At 69.5% G+C, this 23,229-nt stretch carries 25 protein-coding genes; 21 read left to right on the top strand and 4 right to left on the bottom strand.

Annotated elements, in window-relative coordinates; translation table 11 throughout:
• Positions 1-38: 38 nt before the first annotated feature.
• The 4 genes from J4H91_RS00500 to J4H91_RS00485 form a co-directional block, all read right to left on the bottom strand.
• Positions 39-1,547 (bottom strand): sugar ABC transporter ATP-binding protein, encoded by a 1,509-nt coding sequence (locus J4H91_RS00500; protein ID WP_208044288.1) that lies wholly within the window; start codon positions 1,545-1,547, stop codon positions 39-41.
• 48 nt (positions 1,548-1,595) lie between these two features.
• A complete protein-coding gene (locus J4H91_RS00495; protein ID WP_208044287.1) occupies positions 1,596-2,612 on the bottom strand; it encodes a sugar ABC transporter substrate-binding protein in 1,017 nt (338 codons plus the stop codon).
• 490 nt (positions 2,613-3,102) lie between these two features.
• Positions 3,103-3,795, bottom strand: a complete 693-nt coding sequence (locus J4H91_RS00490; protein WP_208044286.1) for an HAD family hydrolase — start codon at positions 3,793-3,795, stop codon at positions 3,103-3,105.
• Between the two features lie 25 nt (positions 3,796-3,820).
• Positions 3,821-5,197, bottom strand: coding sequence for an amidase (locus J4H91_RS00485; protein ID WP_208044285.1), 1,377 nt, complete (start codon positions 5,195-5,197; stop codon positions 3,821-3,823).
• Between the two features lie 161 nt (positions 5,198-5,358).
• Between J4H91_RS00485 and J4H91_RS00480 the strand changes: the two genes are divergently transcribed.
• The 21 genes from J4H91_RS00480 to J4H91_RS00385 all read left to right on the top strand — a co-directional run bounded on the left by J4H91_RS00480 (position 5,359) and on the right by J4H91_RS00385 (position 23,217).
• A complete protein-coding gene (locus tag J4H91_RS00480; RefSeq protein ID WP_208044284.1) occupies positions 5,359-6,303 on the top strand; it encodes a hypothetical protein in 945 nt (314 codons plus the stop codon).
• Positions 6,300-7,226, top strand: coding sequence for a choline kinase family protein (locus tag J4H91_RS00475; RefSeq protein ID WP_208044283.1), 927 nt, complete (start codon positions 6,300-6,302; stop codon positions 7,224-7,226). The genes J4H91_RS00480 and J4H91_RS00475 overlap by 4 nt, the downstream gene beginning before the upstream one ends.
• 268 nt (positions 7,227-7,494) lie before the next feature.
• Positions 7,495-9,021 (top strand): aldehyde dehydrogenase family protein, encoded by a 1,527-nt coding sequence (locus J4H91_RS00470; protein ID WP_208044282.1) that lies wholly within the window; start codon positions 7,495-7,497, stop codon positions 9,019-9,021.
• The gene (locus J4H91_RS00465; RefSeq protein WP_208044281.1) at positions 9,021-9,629 is read left to right on the top strand and encodes a BMC domain-containing protein; all 609 of its coding nucleotides are present in this window, start codon (positions 9,021-9,023) and stop codon (positions 9,627-9,629) included. The genes J4H91_RS00470 and J4H91_RS00465 overlap by 1 nt, the downstream gene beginning before the upstream one ends.
• A complete protein-coding gene (locus J4H91_RS00460) occupies positions 9,626-10,054 on the top strand; it encodes a hypothetical protein (RefSeq protein WP_208044280.1) in 429 nt (142 codons plus the stop codon). Before J4H91_RS00465 ends, J4H91_RS00460 begins: the two co-directional genes overlap by 4 nt.
• Positions 10,051-10,359 carry a EutN/CcmL family microcompartment protein gene (locus J4H91_RS00455; RefSeq protein WP_208044279.1) on the top strand — a complete coding sequence of 103 codons (309 nt, stop codon included), beginning with the start codon at positions 10,051-10,053 and terminating at the stop codon, positions 10,357-10,359. Before J4H91_RS00460 ends, J4H91_RS00455 begins: the two co-directional genes overlap by 4 nt.
• Complete coding sequence (locus tag J4H91_RS00450; RefSeq protein ID WP_208044278.1) at positions 10,349-10,630, top strand: BMC domain-containing protein; 282 nt, start codon at positions 10,349-10,351, stop codon at positions 10,628-10,630. The genes J4H91_RS00455 and J4H91_RS00450 overlap by 11 nt, the downstream gene beginning before the upstream one ends.
• A gap of 2 nt (positions 10,631-10,632) precedes the next feature.
• A complete protein-coding gene (locus J4H91_RS00445; RefSeq protein ID WP_243752466.1) occupies positions 10,633-11,337 on the top strand; it encodes a hypothetical protein in 705 nt (234 codons plus the stop codon).
• Positions 11,338-11,341: 4 nt separating this feature from the next.
• Positions 11,342-12,349 (top strand): phosphotransferase, encoded by a 1,008-nt coding sequence (locus tag J4H91_RS00440; protein ID WP_208044277.1) that lies wholly within the window; start codon positions 11,342-11,344, stop codon positions 12,347-12,349.
• A 79-nt stretch (positions 12,350-12,428) separates the two neighbouring features.
• Positions 12,429-13,223 (top strand): GntR family transcriptional regulator, encoded by a 795-nt coding sequence (locus tag J4H91_RS00435; RefSeq protein ID WP_208044276.1) that lies wholly within the window; start codon positions 12,429-12,431, stop codon positions 13,221-13,223.
• A gap of 78 nt (positions 13,224-13,301) precedes the next feature.
• The gene (locus J4H91_RS00430) at positions 13,302-13,721 is read left to right on the top strand and encodes a RidA family protein (protein ID WP_208044275.1); all 420 of its coding nucleotides are present in this window, start codon (positions 13,302-13,304) and stop codon (positions 13,719-13,721) included.
• A gap of 148 nt (positions 13,722-13,869) precedes the next feature.
• Positions 13,870-15,216 (top strand): aspartate aminotransferase family protein, encoded by a 1,347-nt coding sequence (locus J4H91_RS00425; protein WP_208044274.1) that lies wholly within the window; start codon positions 13,870-13,872, stop codon positions 15,214-15,216.
• A gap of 61 nt (positions 15,217-15,277) precedes the next feature.
• A complete protein-coding gene (locus J4H91_RS00420) occupies positions 15,278-15,550 on the top strand; it encodes a hypothetical protein (protein WP_208044273.1) in 273 nt (90 codons plus the stop codon).
• Positions 15,551-15,630: 80 nt separating this feature from the next.
• Positions 15,631-16,689 (top strand): N-acetyl-gamma-glutamyl-phosphate reductase, encoded by a 1,059-nt coding sequence (gene argC, locus J4H91_RS00415; RefSeq protein WP_208044272.1) that lies wholly within the window; start codon positions 15,631-15,633, stop codon positions 16,687-16,689.
• A gap of 85 nt (positions 16,690-16,774) precedes the next feature.
• Positions 16,775-17,950 (top strand): bifunctional glutamate N-acetyltransferase/amino-acid acetyltransferase ArgJ, encoded by a 1,176-nt coding sequence (gene argJ, locus J4H91_RS00410; protein ID WP_208044271.1) that lies wholly within the window; start codon positions 16,775-16,777, stop codon positions 17,948-17,950.
• A gap of 8 nt (positions 17,951-17,958) precedes the next feature.
• Complete coding sequence (argB, locus tag J4H91_RS00405) at positions 17,959-18,861, top strand: acetylglutamate kinase (protein ID WP_208044270.1); 903 nt, start codon at positions 17,959-17,961, stop codon at positions 18,859-18,861.
• Positions 18,858-19,400, top strand: coding sequence for a prepilin peptidase (locus J4H91_RS00400; protein ID WP_208044269.1), 543 nt, complete (start codon positions 18,858-18,860; stop codon positions 19,398-19,400). The genes argB and J4H91_RS00400 overlap by 4 nt, the downstream gene beginning before the upstream one ends.
• Positions 19,401-19,566: 166 nt before the next feature.
• Positions 19,567-19,758 carry a hypothetical protein gene (locus J4H91_RS15395; RefSeq protein ID WP_243752465.1) on the top strand — a complete coding sequence of 64 codons (192 nt, stop codon included), beginning with the start codon at positions 19,567-19,569 and terminating at the stop codon, positions 19,756-19,758.
• Positions 19,759-19,773: 15 nt separating this feature from the next.
• Entirely contained in the window at positions 19,774-20,895 is a 1,122-nt protein-coding gene (locus tag J4H91_RS00395) for an ABC transporter substrate-binding protein (protein WP_341783366.1), read from the top strand.
• Between the two features lie 13 nt (positions 20,896-20,908).
• Positions 20,909-22,264 carry a carbohydrate ABC transporter permease gene (locus J4H91_RS00390; RefSeq protein ID WP_208044268.1) on the top strand — a complete coding sequence of 452 codons (1,356 nt, stop codon included), beginning with the start codon at positions 20,909-20,911 and terminating at the stop codon, positions 22,262-22,264.
• Positions 22,261-23,217 carry a carbohydrate ABC transporter permease gene (locus tag J4H91_RS00385; RefSeq protein WP_243752464.1) on the top strand — a complete coding sequence of 319 codons (957 nt, stop codon included), beginning with the start codon at positions 22,261-22,263 and terminating at the stop codon, positions 23,215-23,217. Before J4H91_RS00390 ends, J4H91_RS00385 begins: the two co-directional genes overlap by 4 nt.
• The last annotated feature ends 12 nt before the right edge of the window (positions 23,218-23,229 follow it).

The following is a 23,229-nucleotide window of genomic DNA, read 5'->3' as shown; positions in this document are numbered from 1 at the left end:
GTTCGAGGAATTCCTATTCGGTGCGGAAGGTCTGGGCGTCAGGCTGCGTCGTACTCGTCGAGCTGACCGAAGGCGAGCGACATGAGCGCGGGCTCCGTGATGTCGGGGCCGACGATGCCGGCGACCTCGCCTTCGTAGAGCACGATGATCCGGTCGGCGAGCGCGACCGCCTCCTCGTGCTCGCTCGTGCTGAAGATCGCGCAGCGACCGGGGCCGTCGACGTACTCCCTGACGAAGGCGTAGATGTCCTCGCGGGCGCCGACGTCGACGCCCTGCGTCGGCTCGTCGAGCAGCAGCAGCCTGGCGTTGCTCGCCGGGTTGGTCCACCTGCCGATCATCAGCTTCTGCGCGTTGCCGCCCGAGAAGGAGCCGCCGGTGAGCGTCGGCGTATTCGGGTGCACGTCGAGCGCATCGGCGACCTGCTCGAAGGTCTTCGTCTCCGCGCGCTTGGAGCGCACGAAGCGCCCCAGCTTCTTCATGTGGGGCAGCACGACGTTGTCCACCGCGGTCATCTCGGGGAAGAGCGCCTGGCTCTTGCGATCGGCGGGCACGAGCACGATGCCCTGCGATGCGGCCTTGCCGGGAGACTTCGGCTCGAGCAGCACGTCGTCGAGCTCGAGGCGTCCGCCGTATCTGGGCCGGATGCCTGCGATCGTCTCGAGCAGGTTGGTGCGGCCCGATCCGAGTAGGCCGAAGACGCCGATGATCTCGCCCTCCCGCACCTGGATCGAGAGCGGGCCGCTCACCGATCCCGCGAAGCCGTTCATGCGCAGCACGACGGGGCGGCCGGTGTCCGTGCGATCCCTCAGCTCCGCTGCGCGCTTGTCGGGGGAGATGAACGACACCAGATCCTGCATGGTGAAGTCGCCCCGGCGGCGGTCCTCGTAGACGATGCCGTCGCGGAGCGTGATGACCCGATCGGCCACCTCCATGACCTCGGTGAGGATGTGGCTGACGTAGATGACGGCGATGTTCCGCTCCGCGGCGAGCGAGGAGACGAGCTCGAGCAGTGCGTCGACCTCGCTCCGGCTGAGGGCGGCCGTCGGCTCGTCGAGGATCAGTACCCGCGGATTCTTCCGCAGCGAGCGGATGATCTCGACGATCTGCTGCTGCCCGACGCTCAGGCTCTCGACCGTGGCCGAGGGATTGAGCCGCAGCCCGAGCGACTGCAGCTGGGCGAGGGTCTCCCGCTCCTGGGCACGACGGTCGGTCGTGCCCAGGGCGGTGCGGAGTTCGGATCCGAGGAAGACGTTGTCGGCGATCGTCAGCGCTCCGATGAGCTGGAAGTGCTGGTAGATCATTCCGATGCCGGCCTCGATGGCCTCGCGGGGGCTCGTCGCCCCGTGCGAGACGCCGTCGATGAGGATCTCGCCGCTGCTCGGCACCTCGGCTCCGCTGATGCAGCTCAGGAAGGTGGACTTCCCGGCTCCGTTGGCGCCGAGCAGCGCGGTGACCTCACCGGCGTGGAACTCGAGGTCGATACCCTTCAGCACGTGATTGGCGCCGAAGGACTTGACGAGCTTCCTCGTCTCAAGCACGGCCGTCATATTGTTCCTCTTCTCCTGATCAGGCCCGAACTCCGCAGTCAGCGCTTCTTAGAAGAGCGCGAGCAACTCGTCGATCTGGTCCTTGTCGTCGGGGCTGACGATGATCATGGGCGTCAGGTTCGAGGGGTTGCCCTCGCCGGTGATCGCCGCGATCGAGTTGTCGATGATCGAGTGGCCGAGCTCGGCGAGCGGGATGGCCGCGCTGCGGGTGTAGCCGGTACCGTCCTTGAGCGAGGTCAACGCCTCCTCCGTGCCGTCGTAACCCGCGACGAAGAAGCCGCTCATGTCGACACCGGCGTTGTTGAGGGCGCGGAGGGCGCCCGTTCCCACGTCGTCGTTCGCGCCGACGAAGATCTTGAGATCGTCGGGGTTCTTTCGGATCGCGTCCTCGGCGATGGTCATGCCGCAGTCCTGGCTGAGGCAGTCCTGCTCGGAGACGACCTCGATGCCCATCTCGTCGAGCTTGTCGAGGATGTTCTTCCAGCGGCCCTCGAGCGACGGCAGCGCCGTCCAGGTCGTCACGGCGGCCTTGATGTTGCGGTCCGGGTAGTTGTCGTCGACCCAGGCCTCAAGCTCCGCGGCGAGCTCCTCGCCCGCGGTGTCGTTGTCGAACCCGACGCTGCCGTCCTCCTCGGGGTTGGGCGAGGCGTAGGTCAGCCACTTGGTGCCCTGGGCCTGCGCCTGCTCCCGCAGCCCCTCCATCGCCGCGACGTCGACGGGCCAGACGACGATCGCATCGACCTTCTGGGTGACCCAGTTCTCGACGGACTTGCGCTGGGTCTCCAGGTTGCTGTCGACGGTGTTGTCGAGCAGCAGGTTGACGCAGCCGTTCTCGGCCGCGCGATCCTCGACGGCCTTCTTCACGGCCTTGACCGCGGCCACCTCGCCCGCGGGGTGGCTGAAGGCGATCGTGTAGGTCTCTTCGCAGTCGGCTCCCGCCTTGGCGCCACCTGCCTCGTCGCCTCCGCCGCCACCGGAACAGCCGGTCACGAGGCCGAGCGTCGCGCCGACCGCGAGCGCGCCGGCCCAGAAGCGGCGGTTCTTCCAGAAAACCTCTTTGTTCATTGGACGAATACCTTTCTCATACATGGTTGAGACGGGAAGCGGACTCTTCGGATTGAGGAGCGACCGAACGCCCGTCGGTGGAGGGCTTATGGTTGTAAATGGTAGCCAGCAGATGTTGCCGAGTCGTTTCGGTCGCAACTCGGCCGCGTAAAGGCGGTGTCCGCGCCACGGGTGCGCAGGGGGTGCTCGGCGGTCAGCTCCGGGAGGTATGCACGACTCGGTGTGCTGCGGAAGAAGGACATGTCCCCCCTTTGGTGACATGGAGAAGGCCGAGGTCGTTCGGATCCTCGGCCTCCCCGGTCGGCGCAGCCTCCTCGCCGCGTCGTTCCGGAGCGCCTCGGTGCTCCGACTGTTGTGTGTTCCTTGATTTTGGATCGCAAAAGGTTGGAGCGCAACCCGTAAATGGTTACTCGTTACCTTCTCGTTACAATTGGTTCTGGTTCTCCGTGGGAGGCGTTCGGAGGTCCTGCTCCCGACGCCTCCCGCGCGCCTAGGCCTCCAGCAGGTGCGGGTGCAGTCCATCGACGATGTGCGGGGTGAACCCGCCGATGCTCTCGCGGTCGAGGCTGCCGAGGATGCCGACGGTGGCAAGCCCCGCGCCGAGCGCCGCGGTCAGACCCGTCCGCGAATCCTCGAACGCGACGGTGCGCGACGGTTCGGCTCCGAGCTGCTCGACGGCGCGCAGGTAGCACTCGGGCGTGGGCTTCGACGCCGCGACGTCCTCGAGCCCCACGATGCCCTCGAAGCACTCGCCGAGCCCCGCGATCTCCACGGCGGGCACCACGACCTCCCGGCTCGCCGCGGTCACCACCATGAGTCGCTTCCCGAGCGTGCGGGCGGTGCGCACGAAATCGGCCGCCTCGCGCGTGATCGTGCTGTTCGAGCGGAAGCGCTCGAGGTATCGGCGGTTGAACTCGCGCATGAGTTCGTACGGCGTGAGGTCTGCGCCTCCCGCCTCCGCAGTGAGGCGCCCGTACACGGCCTCCTCGGTGACTCCGGCGAACTCGTCGAAGTAGCGCTGTCGGCTCACCGGGAGACCGAGATGATCCTCGGAGACCTCGCTGATGAGTTCGGCGCACAGCTCCTCGTCGTTCGAGAGGGTGCCGTTGTAGTCGAGCAGCAGCACATCGGCCTGCTCGAGGAGGGAACGGGTGTCGTCGAGCGTGGCGTACGACTGTGGCATGGGTCTCCTTGGAACGGGCGCCGCGTCAGCGCGACGAGAGGTCGGGGTACGAGAGGCCGAGGTCGAGCACGCGCTCGACCGCCTCGGCGACGTTCAGCAGGGTGTAGTCGCGGAACCTCGGCGCTGCGATCTGCAGCGCCACGGGGTTGCCCTCGGTGGAGAGCCCCATCGGCATCGAGACCGCGGGTTGACCGGTCTGGTTGTACCAGAGGGTGTAGCTCGTGTGGTAGAGCAGGGCCTGCGAGGTGTCGGGAGCGAAATCCTCCGCGGCGAACTGGTGATTCCCGAGCACGGGGGAGAAGATCACGTCGAACTCGTCGTAGATCGTCGCGAGGCGCGACGCCGTCGCCGACAGGTGCTCGAAGTCGGTGTAGTAGGTCTCGGAGCTGAAGGAGCGTCCCGGCTCCACCCAGCGCCGGATCTCGGGCAGCAGGCGATCCCTCGCCTCCTCCTCGCAGGTCGCGAGTTCCGACAGGCAGCGCGCCATCAGGCAGCGGTCGAGCGCCGCGAAGTCCTCGTCCCGCAGTCCGGGATCGATTCGGGTGAGCTCGACGCCCAGACTCGACAGGGTCGCGAGCGTCTGCTCGAAGAGGCGGCCCGTCTCGTCGTCCATCCCGATGCCGTATCCCGGGTACTCGATCACGCCGGCGCGCAGACCCTGCAGCGGCAGGTCCACAGCCGATTCGATCGGGTCGGTCGAGAGCGACAACTGATCTTCGACGTGCGGCCCCGCGACCACGCGGTAGAGGGCCCGAACCTCGGCGATCGTGCGGGCCATGGGGCCGGCCGAGCGCCAGGTGCTCGCCGGGGCGTAGCCGAGGCTGCCCTGCGTGGGCTTCAGCGCGGAGATGCCGCATGCGGCGGCGGGCAGGCGCACACTGCCCGCGATGTCGGTGCCGATGCTGAGCGGGGTGACGCCGGCGGCGACGCACACGCCGGCGCCCGAGCTCGATCCGCCCGGATTCTTCGAGAGGTCCCACGGATTGCGGATGATGCCGTACTGCGAGCTCACGCCGGCGCCGAGCAGGCCGTAGTCGGGCATCGCGGTCTTGCCGACGATGATCGCGCCCGCCTCCTCGAGGCGGCGCACCGGCACCGACTTCGTCGTGGAGATCTCGCCGGGGTGCGTGGCGCTGCCGTGCCACCTCGGCAAGCCCGGAACATGGAGGCTGTCCTTCACCGTGACTGCGACGCCGAGCAATGGTTGCTCGGTGGCGCTCGAATGGTCGCCTTGTGCGATGCGCTCGGCCGCGGCGACGGCACCCTCGCGGTCGAGTACGGAGAAAGCGGACGTCGCGGCCCCCACAGTCTCGGCGTAGTCCAGGGTTTTTACGATCCTGCCGGGAAGATCTGCGAGATCGCCGGGTCGGAGCGCCTCGGGAACGGACGGGGTGTGCGTCATCGGTGGGACCGCCTCATCGTGGAAAGTGAATCGTGAACGCAGAGTTTCAAGAAACCCTTTTACAACCATATTTTTAAATATATGCTTGCGGCAAGTATAAATGGTCGGCGTTCTCGCCGTCCAGCCTGAGCTCTCGACGACGAGAAGGGATCCGCGCACGTATGACTGAGTGGTATGAGGACATCGGACAGTGGGCCGCCGGCTTCGACACCGACGGGATCCGGTGGGAGGTGCCCGTTGCGCAGGTGCCCTCGCCGAGCTGGTGGGCGTCGGACAGCGAGCTCGTCGCGGGCCGCAGCGCCGAGCTCGGCGAGGTGATGCTCAAGCGCATCAGCCGCCACGCCTGGTCGTGGCGCAACCGCCACAACCTGATCACCGCGTCGACGGCGGCGGGCGAGATCGGCGTGGCCCCGCGGGTGCACGTGGCGGATGCCGAGCTCGGGCTCGTGCTCATGGAGCGTCTGCCCGCCGAGTGGCGCGTCGGGCGTCTCGTGATGTTCAAGGACGGGGAGGTGCGTCGATCCCTCGTCGAGGCCAGGCGCCGCTTCGCGGAGCTCGACGTCGAGCTCTCGACGCGCAGCCCCCTCGTCGACCTGAACCAGCTCGTCGACGAGTGCGGCGACCGCGGAATCTCGATCGACCATCGCGTCATCGACCTGGTCGGCTACGTGAACGGCTTCCGCGAAGCGCTCCTCGCCTACCGGCGCACGCTCGAGATGCGGCCGTCGCAGGGCGAGGGCACGAGCTCCAACATCATGGTCGGCCCCAACGCGCAGGTGAAGCTCGTGGGCTGGGGGTCGGCGGCGCGCCTCTCCGCGGTGCACGACCACGCGACGCTCATCGCCGAGGCCTGCCCCGGTGCGCTCGACATGGACGACTACATCGCCGAGCTCGCACCCGGCGCGAGCTCCACGGAGCGTGCCGTCGTCAAGCTCGTCACGGGCATCGAGCACCTGCGCTGGGCCGTGCTCACGAGGCTCAGGGCGAAGACCGATCCCGACGTCAACCTCGACTCCACCAAGTACGGCATGTGGCGCATGACCTTCGCCGAGATGCTGCTGAACGATCCCGATGTCCGAGCCGAGTTGGAGGCGGAGCTGTCATGAGCGCGAATCACGAGATTCCCCAGGTCATTCTGGAGGCCGTGGGCCGCAACCCCGAGTGGGCCGGTCTTGCGGTGACCGGCGCTCCCGTCTCGGGCGGCATCAACAACGAGAACTGGCGCATCACGATCGGCGAGGGATCGCCGGTCTTCGCGAAGATCCCCGGCGTCGGCACGGAGCTGTTCGTGAACCGGCAGATGTCGCTCGCCGCGGCGCGTCAGGCCTCGGCCGCGGGCATCAGTCCGCGCGTGCTGTTCTTCGACGAGGCGACGGGCGTCGAGTTCGGCGAGTTCGTCGAAGACGGCTTCCGTGCGTCGACCACGCTCGACTTCCAGGAGGACGCGGCGTTCGAGGGCGTGCTCGGCGTGTACCGCACGCTGCACGGCACCGATATGTTCGACGTGACCAAGACGATGTTCGACCAGGTCGAGGAGCATCTGCGCCAGGTCGAGGAGGAGGGCTTCGAGCTGCCTCCGTGGAGCGACGAGGTGCTCGCGAACTACCGCGACGCCTACGACGCCTTCATGGAGACGGGGCTCGAGCTCGTCCCCGCGCACAACGACCCGATGCCCGGCAACTTCCTGCTGCGCGGAGACGGGGAGGTGCGACTCATCGACTTCGAGTTCGCGGCCAACAACGATGCGAGCTACGAGGTGGGCATCCTCCTGGCGGAGATGTTCGTCGATGTCGAGCGCTCGCGCCGCCTCTGCGCCGTCTACCGGGGCTACGACGACGAGAAGTTCTATTCCCGGGCGATGCTCTCGCGCATGATCGCCGACACCAAGTGGGGGCTGTGGGGCATCAGCACCCACTACATGCGCGACGCCGACTTCGACTACTACAAGTACGGCAGCTGGAAGCTCTACCGCACCTTCCAGATCGCGCGGCACCCCGACTACCGGAAGTGGCTCGAGGCCGCGCGCTGACGGTTCGCCTCGTGGGATCGCGGCCCCGGGGTGAATTGGTCTCCCGGGGGCCGCTGCGCGTGCACGGCGGAGCCGGCCCCGCCATGCACGCGCAGCGACCGCAACCTTAACGCGAACCGAAATATCTAACCAATTGCCTCAAATGGTTGACATGTGGTCGGGAACGGCTGCATACTCGAACTCGAACCGGCTCGGAGAGGCGGCGGGATCGAGACCCTCGCCCGCGGGCGGCAACCGCCCGGGCCCGTGACGAAAGGCGAGCTTGAAGATGAGCGAGACTGAGGCGAGGCTTCCGCGCGAGGCGGAGGAACTGCTGGCTGCGGCGGAGCGCGCCGCCGCAGAGTTCGTCGACTACGACCGAGATCGGGTCGCACGCATCGTCGAGGCCGTCGCGACCGCGGCCCTCGAACAGGCCGAGCCGCTTGCGGTGCGGGCCGTCGAGGAGACCGGCTTCGGAGTGGTGGCCGACAAGATCCTGAAGAACCAGACGATCGCCAAGACCTTCCTCGAGGACTACGCGGACGCCGACTACTGCGGCCAGCGCAGCGATGCGGTCAGCCGCATGCTGCTCGTGCCCCGCCCGGCCGGAGTCGTGCTGGGCATCACGCCGTCGACGAGCCCGGTCGCCGCGGTCTGCTTCAAGGTGCTCTGCGCCCTGCTCACCCGCAACGCCATCGTCATCAGCCCCCACCCGGGAGCGAAGCGGGTGTGCACCGATACCGCGCTCATGCTGGCCCGCGCCGCCGAGCAGGCCGGCGCCCCGCGCGGGGCGGTGCAGGTGCTCTCGGAGCCCTCGATCCCCGTCGTCGAGGCGATGATGGCCGATCCGCGGGTGAAGCTCGTGATCGCCACGGGCGGCGGTGCGGTCGTGCGCGCGGCCTACCGCTCGGGAACGCCCGCCATCGGCGTCGGGCCGGGCAACGCGCCCGTGGTGGTCGACGAGACGGCCGACCTGAAGCAGGTGGCCGAGAAGCTCGTCCGCTCCAAGACCTACGACAACGGCGTGCTCTGCACGACCGAGTCGGTGCTCATCGCCGTCGAGACGATCGCGCCCCGACTGCTCACCCTGCTGAAGGCCAGGGGAGTGCACCTGTGCTCGCCCGAGGAGACCCGCCGGGTGCGAGATCACGTCTACCCGGGCGGCCGATTCAACACGAAGGTCGTCGGCCGCGACGCGACGGTCATCGCGGCGGACGCGGGCATCGAGGTGCCGGCGAACACGCGCATCCTGCTGACCCCCATCGACAGCGTGCGCAGCGAGGAGCCGCTCACCCACGAGAAGCTCAGCCCTGTGCTCGCCTTCCGCGCCGTGCCCGATTTCGCGACCGCGGTGGCGGAAGCCCGAGCCATCCTCGACGCGGCCGGGCTCGGGCACTCGGCGGCGATCCACAGCGAGGATCCGCAGCGCGTGCTCGACTACTCCTTCGCGCTGCCGGTGCATCGCATCGCCGTGAACGTGCCTGCGAGCCTCGGCAACGCGGGCATCGGCACCCACCTGCCGGTCTCCATGTCGCTCGGCACCGGTTACATCGGCGGCAGCTCCTCGTCCGAGAACCTCAACCCCGAGCACTTCGTGCAGTGGAGCCGGGCGGCCTACTCGACCAACATCTTCGACCGCTTCCCCGACTTCGACGGGCTCGAGCGCAGCGCTCCGCGCGTCTCCGCGCCGCGGGCGATGCAGGAGGGGAGCGCGAGCACCCCCGCGATGCCGGCCGAGATCGCGCGGGTGATCGACCGCGACGGACTCCGGCGCATCGTCCTCGAGGAACTCCGCGACCTGATTGGGGCCCGATAATGGCTGACCTCCGTTCCTGCATCTTCGTCGACAAGCTGCAGCCGCAGACCATGTGCTACCTCGGCACCTTCGTCAGGGGCAGCCTGCCGCGCACCAACATGGCCGCGCAGATCATCGAGATCGCGCCGGGCCTCGACATCGAGCCGCTCACCGACGTGGCGCTGAAGTCCGCCGATGTGAAGGCCGGCCTGCTCGTCGTCGAGCGCCAGTTCGGCTATCTCGAGATCCACTCCCGCTCGACCGCGGCGGTGCGCACGGCGGCCGGCGCGGTGATGGACGCGCTCGGCGCGACGGAGGCCGACGCCAGAAGACCCGAGATCCTCGCCTCCAAGATCATCACCAACATCGACCACGAGCACGCGTTCCTCATCAACCGCAACAAAGCCGGTTCGATGCTGCTGCCGGGCGAGTCGCTGTTCGTGATGGAGATGCAGCCCGCCGCCTACGCGATCCTCGCGGTGAACGAGGCCGAGAAGGCGAGCCCCATCAAGGTCGTCGACTTCCGGATGATGGGTGCGACGGGTCGCGTCTACCTCGCAGGCAACGAGGACGCCGTGCGCACCGCGGCCGACGCGGCTGAGGCCGCGCTGACGAGGGGGCTGCGATGACGAATCCCGTCGAGACCGAGATCCGCGCCCTGGTGCGCGAACTGCTCCGCGAGGTGATGCCCGCGGACCCGGGAGCGCGTTCCGAGGAGCGCCGCGTGCGCATCGCGAGCGACGCCGATCTGGCCGCGTTCGCGAACCGCATCCTCGATATCGCGAGGGATCCTGCCGAGGCCGACGCCGTGCGCTCCGGGCGAGTCCGCTTCGTGCTCGAGGGCGCCCCGTCGAGCCGGGAGGGGGATCCCTCGCCGGAGCCGCGGCCCGCAGCTCCGGTGCTGCGCATCGAGAAGGGCGCCGTTACCGAGAAGACGATCGCACAGGCGGTTGCGAACGGCACGCGCCTGGTGCTCGGCCCGCGCGCGGTCGTGACGCCGCTCGCGCGCGAGGCGGCCAGGAAGCACGGCGTCGGAATCGAGCGCGCATCATGATCACCGCAACGGTACTCGGGCCCATCTGGGCGACCAAGCGGATCGACGACCTGCCCGGGGGTGCGCTCCTCGAACTCGAGGAGGTCGGCACGGGGAGGCGCCTCGTCGCACTCGACCAGCTCGGCTCCGGCCCGGGTGACACGGTGCTCGTGACCGAGGGAGCCGGCGTGGCCGGGCACTTCCCCGGCAGGGCCCCGCTCGACGCACTGGTGGTCGGCGTCGTCGACGAGACGACGGGCAGCAGCACCGGCCAGCACGCAAGACCCACCACAACCAACCGAAAGGAAACAGAAAATGAGCAGTAACGCGATCGGCATGATCGAGACCAAGGGATACGTCGCGGCGCTCGCAGCGGCCGACGCGATGGTGAAGGCCGCGAACGTCACCCTCGTGGGGCGCGAGCAGGTCGGATCCGGCCTCGTCGCCGTGATCATCAACGGCGATGTGGGCGCGGTGAAGGCGGCGACCGAGGCCGGCGCCGAGACGGTGTCGAACATCGGCGAGCTCGTCTCGGTGCACGTCATCCCCCGTCCCCACTCGGACCTCAACAAGCACTTCTCGGTCGGCGAGGCCTGAGCATGGCCGACAGCCCGACGAGTGGAGCTCCGGCGGCGCCGGCACCCGCGCGCGAGCCGCGCGCGGGTGCCGCTCGGGCCGCGACGGCCGAACTGCGGGTGTACCTCCGGCTCGACGGGCTCGAGCGCCAGTTCGCTGCCTACATGGCCACGCCGACGCGCGCCAGGGGATACCCGCCCAAGGCGGGCGATCACTCGCTGATCGTCGAGGTCGCGCCTGCGCTCGCGATCCAGCGCGTGCTCGACGCGGCGCTCAAGGCCTCACCCCACGTCGAGCCCGGTCTGCTCTACGTGGAGCGTCAGTACGGGATCCTCGAGGTGCACTCATCGGACCCGGCCGACGTCGATCGCGCGGGCGAGGCGATCCTCTCGGCGATCGGAGCGACCGCCGAGGACCGCCTCAAGCCGGAGATCCTCTACAGCGAGATCATCGAGGACATCACGGATCAGCACGCGGTGATCCTCAATCGCACCCGCGAGGCCTCGATGATCCTCCCCGGATCGGCGCTGCTCGTCTACGAGATGGCACCGGCCCTGTTCGCGGCCGTGGCGGCCAACAGCGCGGAGAAGGCGGCGCCCGACCTGACCCTCGTCGACGTCCAGATGATCGGGGCCGCAGGACGACTCTTCATCTCGGGACCCACGGCGAGCGTGCGGAAGGCCCGCGAGGAGATCACCCGGGTGCTCTCGGCCGTGGAAGGCCGATGACGCCGTGGTCTGGGGAGACGATTCGGGGCTGCGCTATGCGGAGGCGGCGCTCGCATCCTACGGACTCGATGCCGCGACGCCGCTCAGGCTGATCAGCCTCTCGGAGAACGCCACCTTCCTCGTCGGCGAGGATCCGCCGGTCGGCGTGCTCAGGGTCTACCGGCCCGACTACCAGACCGAGGCGGCCAAGCGCTCGGAGCTGGCCTGGATCGACGCCCTGCGCGCGGCCGAGGTGGTGGCGACGCCGGCGGTGATAGCGACCGCCGGGGGCGACGAGCTCGCCAGGGTCGAACTCGGCGGCGACGCGAGGGACTGCGTGATGTTCGAGTTCGTCGCCGGGCGCGAGCTCGCGACGAGCGGTCGCGCCAGCAGCGATCCCGCCGTCTACGGCAGGGTCGGGGCGATCGTCGCCACGCTGCACCGGCAGGTGCTCGAGTGGCGGCAGCCCGACTGGTTCGAGCGGATGCACTGGGACGCGGAGAGCATTCTCGGCCCCGCGGCGCCCTGGGGCGACTGGCGGCGCGCACCCGCGCTCTCCGCCGACGACGTCTCGATCATCGAGCGGGCCGAGGCCCGCTTGCGGGAGCGGCTCGCCGACTACCCGCAGACGCCGCGGAACTCGGGTCTTGTGCACTGCGACCTCCGCACGACCAATGTGCTGGAGGGTCCGGACGGCACCCTCTGGGTCATCGACTTCGACGACTCGGGGTACAGCTGGCTGCTGTGGGATCTGTGCTCGACGACCTCGTTCATCGAGCACACCGACGAGGTCGACGGCATCGTGCGCGCGTGGCTCGCGGGATACACCGCGGAGCGGCCGCTCGACGCGCTCGACCTCGCCGCGATCCCCGACCTCGTGTTCCTCCGGCGGCTCCACCTGCTCGCGTGGATCGGCTCCCACCCGGGCGCCGATGCCGCGGTGGAGATCGGGGAGGCGCACGCCATCGGTACCGTCGATGTCGCCCGCCGCTACCTCTCCGGCCGATTCCTCGCGGCCATTTCAGAGGAATAGGTCGGTGACGGCGATGTTTTCGGCTGCAGTCCAACTAGACTCGTTCACACGGTATTCGCAGAGTGATCGAAGCGGGGACATGAGCGTGACATCGAGTGCGACGGACGGGACCTCGGGCTCCGAACGGGCCATGACCGCTGCCGAGGTCGCCGAAGCGATCTGGGCGAAGGCGACGGAGGACGGGCTGCAGCCCGGCGACCGGATCGGGGCGGAGCGCGAGCTCTCGGCCCGCTACGACGTCAGCCGCTGGGTGATCCGGAAGGCGCTCGAGGCGCTCGAGGAGCAGGGGCGGATCCTGCGCACGAACGGTCGCAACGGCGGTGTCTTCGTGGCGCACGACAAGGTGGTCCGCGACCTCCGCGGCCACGTCGGTCTTCCCGAGTACGTGCGGGCGCGCGGCCTCGAGGCCGGTGCCACCGTGCTGGGCACCGCCACCACGCCCGCGGATGAGCAGCTCGCCGCCCGCATGGAGGTGCCCGAGGGCACCTGGGTGCTGCGGCTCGACAGGCTGCGCCTCGCGGGCGGCCTGCCGCTCAGCCTCGAGACCATCTGGCTGCTGGCCGAGCGCTTCCCCGGGCTGCTCGACCGCTCGCTCGTCGGGTCGATGTACGAACTGCTCGAGACGGAGTACGGCCTCGAGCGCGGCGAGGCGGTCGAGACGATCAGCGCCCGCCCCGTCGATCGGGAGCACGCCGCCTCCCTCCAGGTGCACACGGGCTCGCCGATCCTGGCGGTCTCGCGCGTCGCCCGCACGGCGGGCGGCGACGTCTTCGAATACAGCGAGGAGCTCTACAGGGCCGATCGCACCGAGATGATCGTGCGCGCCCCCGCGGGCGCGAGCACCGTGCGACGGTACATCGGCCACGCCGACTGACCCGCAGCGGCCGGAACGCCGCTGCTCCGAGACGATGAAGCGCACCGCGACGACGCGGGGCGCGACGAAGGAGACGCGATGAGTTCGACCGGACGGAATGCGCGACGCGTGGAGCGTCTGGGCTTCGGGATGCCGTGGGAGGAGAGCCACGGCTACTCGCAGGCGTTCAGAGTGGGCGACGAGATCCGGATTTCGGGGCAGATGCCGCACGACGATGCGGGGGAGCTGGTCGGGGCAGGGGATCCGGAAGCCCAGGCCGCGGCGGTGTTCGCGAACCTCGACCGGGTGCTGCGGTCGTACGGGGCCTCGCGCACCCAGGTGGTGGAGACGAAGATCTACGCCGTGGATCTTGCCGCGAACTTCGGCGCGATCTCGCGCGCCCATCACGCGTTCTTCGGCGACCACTGGCCCGCGAGCAGCGCCTTCGGAGTGACCGAGCTCGTGCTGCCGGGGCAGCTCTACGAGGTCACCGCGACGGTGCGCACCGACCTGGTCTGATCCCTCGCGGACGCGGCGGGCGACATGCCCGTTGCGCGCGTTCCCGGCGGCGCCGGGAACGGATCCCTCGCCGTCGCAATAAATGGTTGTAAATGGTTGCAATGTGTGGTTGCATGGGTTTCGGACCCCTGGGAAGAACGGAAGCAATATGAGTGGACAGGCACCGGCCCGTTTCGACGCCGTCACCGTCAACAGCGTGCAGGATCTCTCGCTGGTCGACGGCGGGACCAGGCGGATGATCGAGCGCCGCTCCGCACTGCTCGGCCCCAGCTACCGATTGCAGTACAGCCGCCCCGTCCATCCCGTGCGCGCCAAGGGCACGCGGCTGTGGGACGCGAGCGGCGAGGAACTGCTCGACGCCTACAACAACGTGCCGTGCGTCGGCCACGCGAACGAGCGGGTCGTGCGGGCGATGTCCGATCAGCTCAGCATGATCAACACCAACACCCGCTACCTGCAGGACGAGGTGGTGGCCTACGCCGAGGCGCTGCTCAGCACCTTCCACCCGGCCCTCAACCGCGCGATGTTCGTGTGCACCGGCTCGGAGGCCAACGACCTCGCCGTGCGCGTGGCGCGCCAGGTCACCGGCCAGAACGGCATCATTGCCTCGCAGTTCGCCTACCACGGCAACACCTCGCTCGTCAGCAGCTTCTCGCCCGCGGGCGGCCCCGGCACGATCCTCGATCGCGACGTGCGCCTCGTGCCCGCCCCCGACTCCTACCGCATGCGGGGGATCGATCTCGGCGAGTGGTTCGCCGCGCAGGTGCAGGCGCAGATCGACGACCTGGCCAGCCGCGGCGTCGGCCTCGCGGCGTTCATCGTCGACGGCGTCTTCTCCACCGACGGCATCCACCCCGCCGACGACGGCGTGCTGCGCCGCGCCGCGGAGGTGGTGCGGCGAGCCGGCGGCCTGTTCATCCTCGACGAGGTGCAGTCGGGCTTCGGGCGCACGGGCGACCACCTCTGGGGCTACGAGCGCTTCGGCATCCTCCCCGACCTCGTGACCCTCGGCAAGCCGATGGCCAACGGTCTGCCGGTCGCAGGCGTGGTCGGCCAGTGGGACCTCTTCGAGGACTTCGGGGCTCGCGTGCCCTACTTCAACACCTTCGGCGGCGGCAACGCCTGCATCGCCGCCGCGCACGAGGTGCTCAACATCGTGCAGGATTCGGGCGTGCTCTCGAACGTCGCGACCCAGGGTCGTCGCCTGCGCGGCGAGATGGAGCGCATCCTCTCCCGCGCGGGGCGGGCGACCGACGTGCGCGGCGCCGGCCTCTACATCGGCGTCGAGTTCAGTCGCAGCGATCCGGCGCTCACCCCCGACCCGCAGGTCACCGGTCAGGTGGTCGACGGGATGCGCGAGGAGGGCGTGCTCATCAGCGCGGCGGGCCCGAACGGCAACGTGCTCAAGATCCGGCCCCCGCTCGTCTTCGACGACGCCGACGCCGACCGGTTCCTGAGCAGCTTCGAGCGGGTCGTGCGCCGGGTCGGCGTGTGAGGAGTGCGGGCATGGAGACGGCGGTCGGCCGAGACGGACGGCGAGAAAGGCGGTGGCTCGCATGAATGAGCTGAGCGAGATGGGCGAAGTGAGGGACCTGGTGCGCCGCGCCATCCTCGACGTTCTGCGCGAGGAGCAGCGCGACGGAGAGGGTGAGGCCGTCGCCTACGAGCAGCGGGTGCCTGCGCAGCACGAGCTCACGATCGTGCTGCGCGGCAGCGAGCGCGCCATAGGACTGCTCGAGAACGCCCTCGGCGAGGGGGAGCAGATGCTCGAGATCGCGATCGGCGAGCGCTTCGGCCCCAAGGCGCGCGCTCACGGCCGCCTCGCCTGACCCCGAGCCGAAGGCGCCCGACCGGGCCGCGCGAGGTGCCAGAATAGAAGGCGTTCGCGTGTCTTGACGGAGGGAAGTCGATGACCTATTCGGTTGCCGTGGCCGGAGCCAGCGGCTACGCGGGCGGGGAGCTGCTGCGGCTGCTCGCCGGGCACCCCGAGTTCGAGATCCGCACGGTCACGGGACACTCGTCGGCCGGGCGCCCGCTCATCGAGTCGCAGCCGCACCTGCGATCCCTCGCGGAGCTGACGCTGCAGCCCACGGAGCCCGAGGTGCTCGACGGCCACGACATCGTCTTCTTCGCGCTGCCCCACGGCGCGTCCGGCGCCCTCACCGCGCAGCTGCGCGACGTGCGCCTCGCCGTCGACTGCGGCGCCGACCACCGGCTCGAGAGCGCGACCGACTGGGCCGCCTTCTACGGCGGAGAGCATCACGAGCCGTGGGCCTACGGCGTGCCGGAGCTGCCGGTGGCGGGCGAGGGATCCCTCGCGAAGCAGCGCGACCGCCTCGTCGGGGCCGCGCGCATCGCCGCTCCCGGATGCAACGCCTCGACGGTCTCGCTGTCGCTCGCACCCGGCATCGCCGCCGGCGTGATCGAGCCGCGCGACATCGTCTCGGTGCTCGCCGTCGGGCCGTCGGGAGCGGGCAAGGCCGCGAAGACGCACCTGCTCGGGGCCGAGCTCATGGGCACCGCGAACCCCTACGCGGTCGGCGGCACGCACCGGCACATCCCCGAGATCAGGCAGGCTCTGCGCGCCGCAGGCGCGAGCGAGGAGCCGAGCCTCAGCTTCACCCCCGTGCTCGTGCCGATGAGCCGAGGGATCCTCGCGACCTCGACCGCCAGGCTCGCCGCGGGCGCCTCCGCGGGCGAGGTGCGCGCCGCGTGGGAGGCCGCGTACTCCGACGAGCCGTTCGTGCACCTGCTGCCCGAGGGAGTCTTCCCGCGCACCGCCGACGCACTCGGCGCCAACACCTGCCTCATGGGCCTCGCGATCGACGAGGCCGCGGGCCGCGTCGTCGTCGTCGCGGCCCTCGACAATCTCGCAAAGGGCACAGCGGGCGCTGCGATCCAGTCGGCGAACATCGCGCTCGGCATCCCCGAGACTACCGGCCTCCCCATGAACGGGGTCGCACCGTGAGCCGCGCCGGTGCCGAGGGGCGACTTTTCGGCCAGAATCATCGAATCCAGCCGGGTTTTCCGCCCCTCGACACGGAGAGAACGCCATGACCGTCACCGCCCCCGGGGGCTTCCGCTCCTCCGGCCTCGCCGTAGGCCTCAAGACGACGGGCAAGCCCGACCTCGCGCTCGTCGTCAACGACGGCCCGCAGCGCGCCAGCGCCGTCGTCTTCACGAGCAATCGCGCGCAGGCCAACCCCATCCTCTGGAGCCGCAGGGTCGCGCAGCACGGCGCGGCGCGCGCCATCGTGCTGAATTCGGGCGGTGCCAACTGCTTCACCGGCGACTTCGGCTACGAGACCACGCGCCTCACAGCCGAAGCCGTCGCCGCCGCGCTCGGCGAGGGCGACCCTGCCGGCTACGCCGCCGCGCGCATCCTCGTCTGCTCGACCGGCCTCATCGGCACGGGCGACCAGGTGTTCCGCGACAAGATCGTCGACAACGTGCCCGCGCTCGTCGAAGCGCTCGACGCCGACGACACGACGGCACCCTCCGCGATCCTCACCACCGACTCCGTCGAGAAGACCGCCACCCACGTCTCGCCGGACGGCTGGACGATCGGCGCCATGGCGAAGGGCGCGGGTATGCTCGCGCCCGGCCTCGCCACCATGCTCGTCGTCATCACGACCGACGCGGTGCTCGACGACGCGGCCCTCGACCGCGCGCTACGGCGCGCCACCTCCGCCAGCTTCGACCGCCTCGACTCCGACGGCTGCATGTCGACGAACGACCAGGTCACGCTGCTCGCGAGCGGCGCCTCGGGCGTCGCACCCGACGAGGACGCCTTCGCCGCGGCGCTCGCCGCCGTCTGCGACTCGCTCGCCGCGCAGCTCCAGGCCGACGCGGAGGGCGCGAGCCACGACATCGACATCGAGGTGCGCGGAGCCGCGAGCGTCGCCGACGCCGTCGAGGTGGGCCGCTCGGTCGCCCGCAACAACCTGTTCAAGGCGGCGATCTTCGGCAACGACCCCAACTGGGGACGCGTGCTCGCCGCCATCGGCACGACGGAGGCCGACTTCGATCCGTACCGGGTCGACGTGGCCTTCAACGGGGTGCGGCTCTGCCACGCCGGCGCCCCCGACCGCCCGGTCGAGGAGTGCGACCTGACTCCGCGGCGCACGCACGTCGAGATCGACCTCTTCGCGGGGGAGCACACGGCGACCATCCGCACCAACGACCTGACGCACGACTACGTGCACGAGAACAGCGCCTACTCGAGCTAGGAAGCCACATGACCAACACCACCACCACGCTCGACCACGAGCAGGCAGCGGCCAAGGCGAAGGTGCTCATCGAGTCGCTGCCGTGGCTCAAGAAGTTCCGCGACCGGGTCATGGTGATCAAGTTCGGCGGCAACGCCATGGTCGACGACGCGCTGCTGCGCGCCTTCGCCGAGGATGTCGTGTACCTGCGCCACACCGGGATCCGGCCCGTCATCGTGCACGGAGGCGGCCCGCAGATCAACGCGATGCTCGCGCGCCTCGGCATCGAGAGCGAGTTCAAGGGCGGCTACCGCGTCACGACCCCCGAGACGATGGACGTGGTGCGCATGGTGCTCACCGGCAAGGTGAACCCCGAGCTGATCGACGAGATCAACGCGCACGGCCCCCTCGCCGCGGGCACGACGGGCGAGGACGCGGGGCTCTTCGTGGGTCGCCGCCGCCCGCCGTTCGAGGTGGACGGCGAGACGGTCGACCTCGGCCTCGTCGGCGACGTCGTCGACGTGCGCCCCGAGCCCGTGCTCGCGCTGCTCGACGCCGGCCTCATCCCCGTCGTGTCGTCGATCGCCCCCGACGCGGACCGGCCGGGCGACTCCCTGAACGTCAACGCGGACGCGGCGGCGTCCGCGCTCGCCGCGGCTCTCGGCGCCGAGAAGCTCGTCATCCTCACCGACGTCGCGGGCCTCTACGCGAACTGGCCCGACACCGATTCGCTCGTGTCGTCGATCACCGCCGACGAACTGGAGGCCATGCTGCCCTCGCTCGAGAGCGGCATGATCCCGAAGATGCGGGCCTGCCTCGACGCGGTGCGCGGCGGCGTGCCGAAGGCGGCGATCATCGACGGTCGCGAGCCGCACTCGGTGCTGCTCGAGATCTTCACCGAACGCGGCATCGGCACCGAAGTCACGCCGTGAGCGAGGGCTCACGGCTCCTGATCCACCTCTCGACGCTGCTCTGGGTGCTGGGGGCACTGGGCTTCCTCGTGTTCTCGGTCTGGCTGAGCATCGTCGACCTCGCGACGCGACGCCTGCCGAATCGGCTGGTGGGCTGGGGCGCCGCCTCGACGCTCGCGCCCCTGGCGGCGTCGGGCGCGGTGCTGCTGCCGACGGCGCTGCGCGGTTCGGCGCTCGAGGGCCTGGCGCTGATGCTCGGCGGCGCGCTCGGCCTGTTCGCGCTGTTCGCGCTGCTGTGGCGATTCGCTCGGGGCGGCATCGGCGGAGGCGATGCGAAAGTCGCACCGCTCGTCGGCGGCGCGCTCGGCTTCTTCGGCGGCGTGTGGGCGATCGTCGCGGCGGCGGTGCTCGCCTGCCTGATCGCCGCAGTCTGGGGCTTCGCGGTGCGGCGCTCCGGTCGCGCCGAGCGCGGCGTCCCCTTCGCCCCGTGCCTCTTCGGGGGCGCCTGGCTCGCGATCGCGGCGTTCCCCGTCGTCGCGCGGCTGTCCGCAGGGGGATAGGGATCCCTCGCCCTCACCTGTCTCCCTTACAACGTCACCCCGTTCCTCCGCAAGGCCGTGCCGCCCTTCCAGCGCCGAGGCTAGCGTGAGGAACGGAGCGAGTGCGCTCCTCGGCCGAGGTCCACCCGGTCCTCGGCGAGGTCGGAACTGCCGGATGGAGGACGTCATGGGTGTCGGATTCTCGAGGAGCGTCGGGAGGCGCGGACGGGGCAGGGCGACGGCCCTCGGCGCCGGGGCGGCTGCTGCGGCGCTGGTGCTGGCCGGATGCGCGGGAGGCGGGGGCGGCGGAGACGCCTCCGGCGACGAGTTCTCCGGCGAGACGCTGAAGGTGGTCGCCGCCTGGTCGGGAGACGAGTAGAAGAACTTCGAGGCCGTGCTCGAGGAGTTCGGCAAGCGGACGGGCGCCGAGGTGACGTACACGAGCTTCGGCGACAACGGCCCGACCTACATCCAGGGCCAGCTCGAGGGCGGCACCCCGCCGAACGTCGCCATCCTGGGACAGCCCGCGCTCATGCGCTCTCTCGCGCAGAACGGCGACATCAAGCCGGTCGCCGACTCCGTGAGATCGGCGGTCGAGGAGAACTACGCGCAGGACTGGATCGATCTCGCCACGGTCGACGACGACCTCTACGGCGTCTGGTTCAAGGGCGCGAACAAGTCCACGGTCTGGTACAACGCGGACATCTACGACGAGGCCGGCGCTCAGGAACCCGAGGACTGGGACGACTTCAAGACCCAGCTGGGCCTCGTGAGCGATGCGGGGTACGCGGGCATCTCGATCGGCGCCGATGTGGGCTGGCCCCTCACCGACTGGTTCGAGAACGTGTACCTGCGCACCGCCGGCCCCGAGAAGTACGACCAGCTCACGAATCACGAGATCCCCTGGACCGACGACTCCGTGAAGGAGGCGCTGCGAGTGCTGGGCGAGCTGTGGGGGAGCGACCTCGTGCAGCCGGGCGGTGATCAGCGCGACTTCCCGACGAGCGTGACCGAGGTCTTCGGCTCCGACCCGCAGGCCGGCACCGTGTTCGAGGCGGACTTCGTGGCGGGCAACATCGCGGCCGACGGCAATTCGACGGTCGGCGAGAACGCCCTCTTCTACGACTTCCCAGCGGTGAGCGGCTCCGCGCCCGCGGTGGTGTCGGGCGGCGACGTCGCGGTGCAGTTCGACGACGGCGAGGCGACGACGGCGCTCATGGAGTTCCTGGCATCGCCCGACGCGGCGGAGATCTGGGTGCAGAACGGGGGCCTGATCTCGCCGAATCAGGCGGTCGACACCTCGCTGTACCCCGACGACGTGTCGCGCGACATCGCCGAGGCCCTCGTGGAGGCGGAGGACCGGCGCTTCGACATGTCGGATCTCACTCCGAGTGCGTTCGGCGGCACCCCCGGCCAGGGCTTCTGGCAGGAGATGATCGCGTTCTACCAGAACCCGAGCGACGTCGACGGCGCGGCGCAGCGTCTCGAGGCCGCCGCGGCGGCGGCGTACGAGTAGAAGCGGGTCGGCGATGAGCCGTACGCAGACCGTTCCGGTGCGGGTCCGCGGACGCGGGGGCGGCGTCCGCGGACGCGGCCGCGCGCTCAGAGGACTGCTCGTCCTCTCATTCCTCGGTCCGGGAATGCTCATCCTCGGAGCGCTCGTCGTGTATCCGATCGTCTACACGATCGTGCGCTCCTTCTTCGACCGCAGTGGCACCGCCTTCGTGGGCTGGCAGAACTACGCGACCATGTTCACCAACGAGACCACCTTCACCGCGATCCGCAACAACCTCATGTGGGTGGTCGTCGTGCCCGTCACGGTGACGATCATCGGCCTCATCTTCGCGGTGCTCGCGGACAAGCTGGGATGGAAGACGGCGTTCCGCCTCATCGTGTTCATGCCGATGGCGATCTCGATGCTCGCGGCCGGCGTCATCTTCCGCGGCATGTTCCAGGAGAGCCCGCAGCTCGGAGTCGTGAACGCGGCGATCGTGGGCGTGCAGAGCATCTTCGGCGAGGATTCGAGCTACCCGGGCGCGAAGCCGAGGGGCGAGACGGGGATCGAAGCCGACGGCGGCATCATCGCGACGAGCGACGCGATCGAGGCCGGGACGGTGCAGAACTTCCCGCTCACGGGCATCAGGCAGAGCGCGCTGCCGGAAGGGATCGTCGATGCCAGGAAGGCGGCGGCGCCGGCGGACACGGAGATCGCGGGGACGGTCTTCCTGGACGTCGTGCGCGGAGGCGGCGGCGTGAACGGGGAGATCGGTGAGGGGAAGAAAGGACTCGAGGGAATCCGGGTGGACGCGGTCGACGCGGACGGCTCGATCCGCGGCTACGCGACCACGGGCGCGGGCGGCAGGTACACGATCGAAGGGCTCGAGGCCGGTGAGAGCTACCGGATCGCCCTCCCCGCCTCCAACTTCGACGCGGGCGCTCAGGGCGTCTCCTGGCTGAGCTCCGCCTTCATCAACATCGTCGTGATCCTCGCCTACATCTGGATCTGGGCCGGATTCGCGATGGTGATGATCGCCTCCGGCCTCTCCGCGATCGATCGCTCGCTGCAGGAGTCCGCCCGCACGGACGGGGCGAACGAGTGGCAGGTGTTCACGCGGATCACGGTGCCGCTCCTGGCACCGGTGCTGGTCGTCGTCTTCGTCACCCTCATCATCAATGTGCTGAAGATCTTCGACCTGGTCTACGTCATCCCGCCCGGTGCGTCGAAACCCGCGGCGAACGTGATCGCCGTCGAGATGTGGACGGTCTCCTTCGGAGGCGGCAGCAACCAGGGCCTCGGCTCGGCGCTCGCGATCCTGCTGCTCGTGCTCGTCCTGCCGTCGATGATCATCAACGTCCGCCGTTTCAGAGAGGAGCGGAGCCGATGACCGCCGACACCGCGGCCGTGGGGCCGAAGACGAACGGGGAACCGGGCCGGCCGCCGGTGCGCGCCCGCGCTCGAACGCGCGTAGGTGATGAGGGGCGGCGGGGACCGGGGCTCGCCCGGCGTCTCGCGCGCGGCGCGGGGCGGGGTCTCGTCAATGTCGTGCTGCTCGTCGTCGCCGTGTTCTGGCTCGTGCCGACCATCGGCCTGCTGCTCACGTCGTTCCGGAGCGCGGGCGACAACGCGGCGAGCGGCTGGTGGACCGTGCTCACGAAGCCGGCCGAACTGACGATCGAGAACTACGCGAACCTGCTGTCCAACCCGACGATCACGGGGTCGTTCTGGAACACGATCGTGATCACCGTGCCGACCACCGTGCTCGTCGTCGGCATCGGCGCGCTCGCCGCCTACGCGTTCGCGTGGCTGCGCTTCCCCGGCAGGGACTGGCTCTTCCTCGCGGTCGTCGTGCTGCTCGCAGTGCCCCTGCAGGTCGCGCTCATCCCGCTCGCGCGGCTCTTCGGCGACCTGGGCATCTTCGGCAGCGTGGTCGGCGTCATCCTCTTCCACACGGCGTTCGGGCTCCCGTTCGCCATCTTCCTCCTGCGCAACTTCTTCACCCAGGTGCCGGAGGAGATGCTCGAGGCGGCGCGCATCGACGGTGCGAGGGACTGGCGGATCTTCTTCCAGATCCTCATGCCGCTCGCGCTCCCCGCGATCGCCTCGCTCGCGATCTTCCAGTTCCTCTGGACCTGGAACGACATGCTGGTGGCGCTGATCTTCACCAACACCGACTCGCAGCCCCTCACCGTGGCGATCCAGTCTCAGCTCAGACAGTTCGGCTCGAACATCGACGTGCTGTCGGCGGGGGCCTTCCTGTCCATGCTGATTCCGCTGATAGTGTTTTTTGCGTTCCAGCGCTACTTCGTACAGGCACTGCTGGCGGGGTCGCAGAAATAGCTTCCGAAAGGG

It is taken from the genome of Leucobacter ruminantium, from assembly GCF_017565705.1.
Lineage (GTDB): Bacteria > Actinomycetota > Actinomycetes > Actinomycetales > Microbacteriaceae > Leucobacter > Leucobacter ruminantium.
The sequence above is the reverse complement of the archived record's forward strand: the minus strand, read 5'-3'. Positions and strand labels throughout refer to the sequence as shown.